6 protein-coding genes are annotated in these 7,788 nt (G+C 55.6%); all 6 read right to left on the bottom strand.

The window, feature by feature from the left end; translation table 11 throughout:
* Positions 1-23: 23 nt before the first annotated feature.
* Positions 24-1,025: a sensor histidine kinase gene (locus tag MJ257_RS20825; protein ID WP_308193239.1), complete on the bottom strand. Its 1,002-nt coding sequence runs from the start codon at positions 1,023-1,025 to the stop codon at positions 24-26.
* A gap of 59 nt (positions 1,026-1,084) precedes the next feature.
* Entirely contained in the window at positions 1,085-1,765 is a 681-nt protein-coding gene (locus tag MJ257_RS20820) for a response regulator transcription factor (protein WP_240271062.1), read from the bottom strand.
* Entirely contained in the window at positions 1,743-3,569 is a 1,827-nt protein-coding gene (locus tag MJ257_RS20815) for an ABC transporter ATP-binding protein (protein WP_240271061.1), read from the bottom strand. Before MJ257_RS20815 ends, MJ257_RS20820 begins: the two co-directional genes overlap by 23 nt.
* Positions 3,570-3,706: 137 nt before the next feature.
* On the bottom strand, positions 3,707-4,420 hold the full coding sequence (locus MJ257_RS20810; protein ID WP_240271060.1) for an MgtC/SapB family protein: 714 nt from the start codon (positions 4,418-4,420) through the stop codon (positions 3,707-3,709).
* A 157-nt stretch (positions 4,421-4,577) separates the two neighbouring features.
* Entirely contained in the window at positions 4,578-5,204 is a 627-nt protein-coding gene (locus MJ257_RS20805) for an FMN-dependent NADH-azoreductase (protein ID WP_240271059.1), read from the bottom strand.
* A gap of 152 nt (positions 5,205-5,356) precedes the next feature.
* Positions 5,357-7,669, bottom strand: a complete 2,313-nt coding sequence (metE, locus tag MJ257_RS20800) for a 5-methyltetrahydropteroyltriglutamate--homocysteine S-methyltransferase (protein WP_240271058.1) — start codon at positions 7,667-7,669, stop codon at positions 5,357-5,359.
* Positions 7,670-7,788 lie beyond the last annotated feature (119 nt).

Raw genomic sequence — 7,788 nt, 5'->3', positions numbered from 1 at the left:
TAAAAGGTTACAAATTCCTCCGGTTATGGTTTCCAGCGGAAGGGTACGGCGACCCTAAAACTCGAACCTTTTCCAAGCTCGGAGGTCACGGTGATCTCTCCTTCATGAATATCCACGATTTTCTTGACGATCGAAAGTCCAAGCCCGCTTCCCCCGCTGCTGCGCGTGCGGGATTTGTCGGCTTTATAGAATCGTTCGAAGATATGGACCAAATCCGGATTAGACATGCCGATCCCGTTATCCGTAACCGTGACCACCGCCCGATCCGCATCGGTCGTCAAGGAAATCCCGATCTCCCCGCCTTCCGGCGTGAACTTGATGCTGTTATGCAGCAAATTCATCCACACCTGGCTAAGCAGATCCTCGGCGCCTTCCACCTCAAGCTCGCTTGCATCTAGCTGGATCTGGATGTTTTTGGCGAGCCATTGGGGTTCGCAGGCCAACACCACATGTTGCAGCTGGCGGTCGAGCCGAAACCGGTTCGTGTACAGCGAGACCCGGTCTGCTTCCAGGGAGGAGAGTTTCAGCAAATTGTCGCTCATCTGCGACAAACGGCGGCTTTCGGACTCGATGATCTCCAGATAATGGTTGCGTTTCTCGGGTGACAAATCCGGTCTGCGCAAAGCTCGGGCAAACCCGCGGATTGAAGTCAGCGGAGACTGGATCTCATGGGATACGTTAGAGATGAAGTCCTGGCGCATCGTTTCCATTTGCCCAAGAGCTCCGGCCATTTCGTTAATGCTTTGCACGATCGTCTCGAATTCGCGCAATTTCTCGAAGCCTTCCAGTCGGACGGAGAAATCCCCCTTCGCGATGCGGCGGATCCCGTCGATGATCGAATTCAGTATTTTCAGCTGGTGGGGCCGAAACAGATGGGCGACTAAAAAAATGATCAGAAAAAATAACGTAGCGCCAAAGATCAAGTTAATCAACTCGATGAAGTAAGCGGAAAAAGACGGTTCCCCTTTTCGGTATACCGCAGCGGTTGCCCAACGGGCAACCGTCCATGTCGTTCCAAACCCCACGTATATGAGAAGAATCTGGCCGACTTTGAGTAGGATTGCTCCTATTTTCCTCCACGCGGTCAACGTTCGCACACCTCCAGACGATAGCCAAGACCACGGATCGTGCGGATTTTAAAACCGAAGGTTTCCTCGGGAAACCGTTCGCGTAATCGATTGATATGCACGTCGAGCGTTCGTTCATTTCCCTCGAAATCGTAACCCCAAATTTCCTCGATGAGCTGCTCTCGGGTAAGGGTTCGCCCCGCATGGCCGCCCAGCTTGAACAACAGCTCGAACTCCTTGAGCGGCAGCGTGAAGCTGTCTTCGCCGCTGTCTGCCTCGAACGTTTTGCGGTTCATCCGCAGCGCCCCGATCGTCACGGTCTGAGAGATCGACACCTGGTAGCGCTTGAGCAGCGCCTTCACCCGAGCGATGAGCTCCGCGGGTTCGAACGGTTTGACGAGATAATCGTCCGTACCCAGCTCGAACCCCTTCACGACCTGCCGGGTTTCCCCTTTGGCGGTCAGCATGAGAAGCGGCATGTCATAATACCGGCGCAGCTCGCGGCATAGCTCCCAGCCGTCCATCTCCGGCATCATGATGTCCAGAATGACCATGTCGACCTTTTCAGATTCCACCAGAGACAACGCCTCACGTCCATTCTCGGCCTCCAAGATCTGATCCATGCCCGCTTCCTCCAGGAACAGGCGGACCAGTTCCCGAATATGCTGATCGTCGTCAACGACGAGAATTTTCGCCATGGTCCTTCCCTTCTTCCCCGTTCGAGATTTCTTCCGTCATTTCTCTGCTTGCGGCGATTTGCAATTGCTGCGAGGCAAACTCGCGATACATGGCATGTTGCCCTAATAGCTGTTCGTGCGTTCCGCGACCCGTAACCCGACCCTTCTCGATGAAAATCAGCTGATCGGCCCCAACGACGGTGGAGAGCCGGTGAGCGATAACGATCGTGGTCCGGCCTTGCATCAGGTTTTTCAGCGCCTTTTGCACGACGATTTCCGAGCGGCTATCCAGACTGGAGGTCGCTTCGTCCAGCATGAGGATTTTCGGATCGCGCAGGAGCGCCCGCGCGATGGCGATCCGCTGCCGTTGCCCGCCGGACAGCTTGACCCCGCGTTCGCCGACATCGGTATCGAACCCGTTCGGCAACTCGGCGATAAAGCCGTCGGCATAAGCCATCTCCGCCGCCCGCTTTAGCTCCGCTTCGCTCACTTCGCGCTCGATGCCGTAACAGAGATTCTCGCGGATCGTTCCGGCGATGATCGGGCTTTCCTGCGAGACATACCCGATCATGCCGCGCCAGGAACGCAGCGAAAACGAATCGATCGGATCATTGCCCAACCGGATGCGGCCCTGCTGCGGCACGTAAAACCGCTCCAGCAAGGAGAATAACGTAGTTTTTCCGCCGCCGCTGGGGCCAACGACCGCCGTCACCGTCCCCGGCTCCATCGTAAAGGAAACCTCCTGCAGCACCGGCTCGTCCGGCTTGTACCCGAAGGTAACCCCGTCTACGATCAACGGCCGGTCGGCTATCGCGATCTCCTGTCCTTGGCCGAAAGGCTCCTCGTCGGCATCCAGCGTTTGCAGAATCCGTTCCGTAGCCCCTTTCGCTTTCTGCAGCTGAGTGAAAAACGTCGTCAACTGCGTCATCGGCATGACGATCTGGATAAGGTACAAAATAAACGCCACCAGTTCCCCGGCGGTCAACCCGCCGTTAGCGACCTGCATCCCGCCATAACCGATCACTACAACGAGCAGCATCATCATGACGAAGGCCATGAACGGGCTGATCCAGGCCATAACTTTGCCTTCCCGAACGCCGAAGGACAACAGCTTGCCGATGGCTTGGCTGCCGCTTTCGTATTCCTGCCGCTCCGCGTTGGACGATTTGACCAGCCGGATTTCGGACAGCACCTGGCTTAACACCGCTGTAAAGGATGCCGTTTCGTCCTGCATGGCCAGCGAGATTTTATACATCGTCCGGCCTAACGGCACGAGAATCAAAGCGGCCAGCGGAATCACCGCAAACATGACCAGGGTCATTTTCCAATTCAAATAAAACAGCACGGCCACCGCACCGAGAATCGAAATGATCCCGCTGATGAAGCCGGCGACCTGTTCGGAGATCAACGCTTTGATGATCCCTGTATCGTTGGTCATTCGGCTGACCGATTCCCCGGTCCGGTTGTTGTCGAAGTAGGACACCGGCAAGCGGAGCAGCTTCTTCCACAAGCGATCCCGCAAACTGGCCACCATACGCTGTCCGGTATAGTTCAATAGAAATATCGATAAGCCCGAAGAGACGGACATCCCGATAAACGCGGCGCCGATCCAGACGATTTGCGAACCGCTGATCGAGGACAGCGAAAAGCCGTCAACGAGGTTCTTCGTGAACATCGGGATCACGAGACTGACCAACGTCGACAGCAAGCTGAGAACGATCGCTGCGGCAAACAGCGGCAGCGGCGGCTTCGTTTCCCGCAGCAGGCGGAAAAACGCTTTTGAGCTTGCCCCGCTTTTGTTCGCGTTACGATCATCCTTATCCATTACGTTGGGGTTATTCCTTGGCATCTGTTTCTCTTCCCTTCCATCTCTATCTGAAACAAGACGAGCCGGAGGCGCCGGCTCTAGGAAAAAGACTACATCGGGAATGTAAACTGAAGTTAAACGAAGCTGGGGCTAAGCTAGAGATTCTCCACTTCGACGCTGATGACGTGGTCAATGGTGCGGAGAAAATGGTAAAGCTCCGTCGTATACTCCTTCTCCGAAGCGGTAATCACCATATCCACCCGCTGACGGCCTTCTTCCAGATCCTTGATTTTCAGCCGCCGAATCCGGTGCTGGTTTGCTTTGGCCACACGCCCTGTTTCGTCCTTCCGCTCGATGATGCGAATCAGTTCGGTCACGTTTCCGTGATCCTCCATGACGATTTTGATCGATACGTCGCGCTGGTTCAGTTTATAAGGTCCGATCCATTTTACGACATAAGGGATGAAATTCACCGAAAGGATCAGCAGGATGACCGTCAGCCCGGCCTCCAGATAAAATCCGGTACCGATGGCGATACCGATCCCCGATGCGGCCCAGATCATCGCCGCGGAGGTGAGGCCGGAAATTCCCTCGTTGCTCCGGCGCAGAATCGCCCCGGCTCCCAGAAAACCGATCCCGCTGACGATTTGCGCGGCCAGCCGCATCGGGTCCATGTTGGGGTGCTCCGGCCCGGCGAATTTGGCGAATGCCTCGATCGACACGATCGTCACCAGGCAGCTGGCGATACAGATCACCATGCTCGTTTTGATCCCCAGCGGCTTCTGCTTTAATTGCCGATCGATTCCGATAAACAGCCCGAACAATAGGGCCAGGCAAAGTTTAAAACCCATTTCCAATTCGTTGTTCATGATGCGTCGCAACTCCTTCAATTATATAAGCTGAGTATAATTGTATTCGGCTGTCCGGCGCAAATGGATGAATTCCGCCCAGGCGGGCAAAGAAAAGCAAAAAAGCCTGAACCGTCTTTAAACGGCTCAGGCTTTTTCTCAATAACGGATAACGGAATTAGAACTTCGAGGCTAGCTCGGCGGCGCGTTTTACGCCGTCTTGGATGATTTCCTCGGCGCGGTCCGGGAATTGGTTATGTCCTTCAACGACAACGGCTTCCGGATCGTTGATGCCCCAGAAAGCCAGGGTGTTCTTCACATAGTTCAAGGACATTTCCAGCGCGGTCATCGGGCCTTCGGAATATACGCCGCCGCGCGCTTGCAGCAAAGCGACCTTCTTGCCGCCAACCAGGCCGACCGGACCTTGCTCGGTGTATTTAAACGTTTTGCCGGCTTGGTTCAGGTAGAACAAATAGGTCAGCAACTGTGCCGGAATCGTGAAGTTCCACAGCGGGAACGCAAACACGACTTTATCGGCTTGCAAAAACTGCTCCAGGTAAGCATTGGCCAAGTCAGCGGCTTTTTGCTCCTCTGGCGTACTCGGGATGCCTTTGCCAACTTTGAACAGTCCATTCAACATATCCAGATCATAGTAAGGCAGGTTCGCTTCGAACAGATTCAACTCGGTGACGACATCCTCAGGATGGGTCTCTTTGTAGGTTTGCAGGAAGCTTTCATACAACTTCACGGTAGCGGATTGATCCGCCGGGCGATTATTGGCTTTCACGAATAAAACTTGAGACATGTACGGTTTCCCTCCATCATAAATTGTTCTCTATCGTTATATTCTTACTTTTTATTAGTTACTTATTATTCATCTGTAACTAATCTAACACTAGTTATAATAACGGGTAACTAACGCTTTGTCAATTACAGTTCCATGATTTTTTTTCAGTTTTATTCCTTGCCTTCTCCTGCTTTCGTTCCCTTCCCGTATTTCCGGCGAACCTGTTCCGCCGCCGCGGTCATTTGCCGCAGCGCTGCGACGGTTTCCTCCTGACCTCTGGTTTTCAGACCACAATCGGGATTGATCCAAAACAGCTCCGGATCCAACACCTGCAGCGCCCGGTCGATCAAAGCGGCCATTTCCGCTTCGGTTGGCACACGCGGACTATGGATGTCGTACACCCCAAGTCCGATTCCAAGCGGATACGTATGCTGCTCGAAGCTATGCACCAGCTCGCCATGACTGCGCGAGGTTTCAATCGAGATGACGTCGGCATCCAGCGCACGAATCTCGTCAAGGATATCGTCAAATTCGCAGTAGCACATATGCGTATGAATTTGCGTCGTATCCCGGACTGATGACGTCGTCACCCGGAACGCTTTTACCGCCCAGGACAAATAGTTCGCCCAATCCTTTGGCTTGAGCGGCAGACCTTCGCGCAGCGCAGGCTCGTCCACTTGGATCAGCTCGATGCCAGCCTGCTCCAGCGCTTCGACTTCCCCGCGCAGGGCCAGGGCGATCTGATAGGCTACTTGTTCCCGGGACAAATCGCTGCGGACGAACGACCAGTTCAGGATCGTGATCGGTCCCGTCAGCATCCCTTTCACCGGCTTGGCCGTCAGGCTTTGGGCATAGGCGGTTTCCTTGACGGTCATCGGCCCCGTGAACTCGACATCCCCATAAATCAGCGGCGGCTTCACGCAGCGCGTGCCGTAAGACTGTACCCAGCCCCCTTGCGTGAACGCAAACCCGGGAAGCTTCTCGCCGAAAAATTCCACCATATCAGTACGCTCGAATTCGCCGTGCACCAGGACGTCGAGCCCGAGCTCCTCCTGGATCTCGACCCATTTGCGAATTTCCGCTCGGATGAACTCCTCGTATTGACCCGGGCTCCACTCGCCTTTACGCCATTTCTGCCGGGCAGCCCGAACCTCGGCGGTCTGCGGGAAACTGCCGATCGTCGTTGTCGGCAAGAACGGCAGCCGCCATTTGGCCTGCTGTTTGCGCCGCCGTTCGGCGAACTCGCTCGCACGCTCGGCCGGTGCCACAGCAGCCTGTGCCGCCTCTTCCCGTACCGCAGCACGGCTACGGGCAGGATCTGCGGCGAGCGCGGCCAGGGCACGGCGGTTCTCCGCGAACCGCGCCGGCTCTGGCCCATCCCCGCTCGCGGCCTCGCACAAGCTCGTCAGTTCCTCCAGCTTCTGCTCGGCAAAAGCCAACGCTTCTCGGAGCACCGGCGCCAGCCGCTCCTCGCCCGCCGCAGATACCGGGACGTGCAGCAAGCTGCAGGAAGGCTGTACGATCAACTCGGGTTCTCCGGCTAAAACGCGTATCTCGCTCAGCAGGCTCAGCCCCTCGTCCAAATCCGCGCGCCAAATATTCCGCCCGTCGATCAGTCCCGCCCCCAGCGTCTTGCCGGCAGGAAAGCCATAACGCCGCAACGCTTCCAGGTTGCCGTCCCGCCCGTGCACGAAATCCAGTCCCAGACCATGAATCGGAAGTTCAACGAGCGCCTCATACCGTTCGGCGGCATCGAAATAGGTTTGCATCAGGATCCGCAGCCCCGGTACCTCCCGGGCAATCGTCCGGTAAATGTGGCCCAAGCGCCGAACGTCCTCATCGGTTAGCTGAATGACCAAAGCCGGCTCGTCCAGTTGGACCCAAGCGGCGCCAACCGCTTCCAGTTCCCGCAGCACCTGCACGTATAAAGGCAGCAGTTTTTCAATCCAGGCATCCACCTCATGCGCCGTTTCCCCTTTGGACAACTTCAACAATGTGAACAACCCCAGCAGCACGGGCCTACCTTCGATACCCAGCTCCTGCTTCGCTTCCAAATAGGCCATGAGCGGCCGGTTGACGGTCAACCTCGGATCTCTAGTCCCGAGCTCAGGCACGATATAATGGTAGTTGGTATTAAACCATTTGGTCATCTCGCTGGCCGCTGCCTGGTCATTGCCACGGGCGATGGCGTAATACAGATCGAGAGACACTTTGTCGCCGTTCCAGGCGAACCGTTCCGGCACCAGGCCAAACATCGTCGCCGTATCTAGGACGTGGTCGTAATAGGTAAAATCGCCGACCGGAATCACATCGATTCCTCGATCCCGCTGGCAACGCAGGTTACCGAGCCGGATCCCCGCCAATCCTTCATGCAGCTCCTGCTCCGTGATTTTTCCTGCCCAATAGGCTTCGATTTGCTTCTTCCATTCCCGTTGTCCGCCGATTCTGGGATACCCCAGATTACCGCTCTTGATGTTCCCCATGTTGATTTCCTCCCCATCATTTGTTTGTTAATTACGCCAAATCAGTAAACGCAAAAAAGATCCCCGATAGCAGCATGGCTAAAGAGGACCTTCGATCATTCGTTCGATGGCTTGCATCT

The sequence above is a fragment of the Paenibacillus timonensis genome, assembly GCF_022427145.1.
GTDB lineage: Bacteria > Bacillota > Bacilli > Paenibacillales > Paenibacillaceae > Fontibacillus > Fontibacillus timonensis.
The sequence above is the reverse complement of the archived record's forward strand: the minus strand, read 5'-3'. Positions and strand labels throughout refer to the sequence as shown.

Excerpts from the sequence above, each read along its gene's own strand:
- MJ257_RS20815 (WP_240271061.1), bottom strand. The coding sequence starts at position 3,569 with ATGGATAAGGATGATCGTAACGCGAACAAAAGCGGGGCAAGCTCAAAA.
- MJ257_RS20820 (WP_240271062.1), bottom strand. The coding sequence starts at position 1,765 with ATGGCGAAAATTCTCGTCGTTGACGACGATCAGCATATTCGGGAACTG.
- metE (WP_240271058.1), bottom strand. The coding sequence starts at position 7,669 with ATGGGGAACATCAAGAGCGGTAATCTGGGGTATCCCAGAATCGGCGGA.
- MJ257_RS20805 (WP_240271059.1), bottom strand. The coding sequence starts at position 5,204 with ATGTCTCAAGTTTTATTCGTGAAAGCCAATAATCGCCCGGCGGATCAA.
- MJ257_RS20810 (WP_240271060.1), bottom strand. The coding sequence starts at position 4,420 with ATGAACAACGAATTGGAAATGGGTTTTAAACTTTGCCTGGCCCTATTG.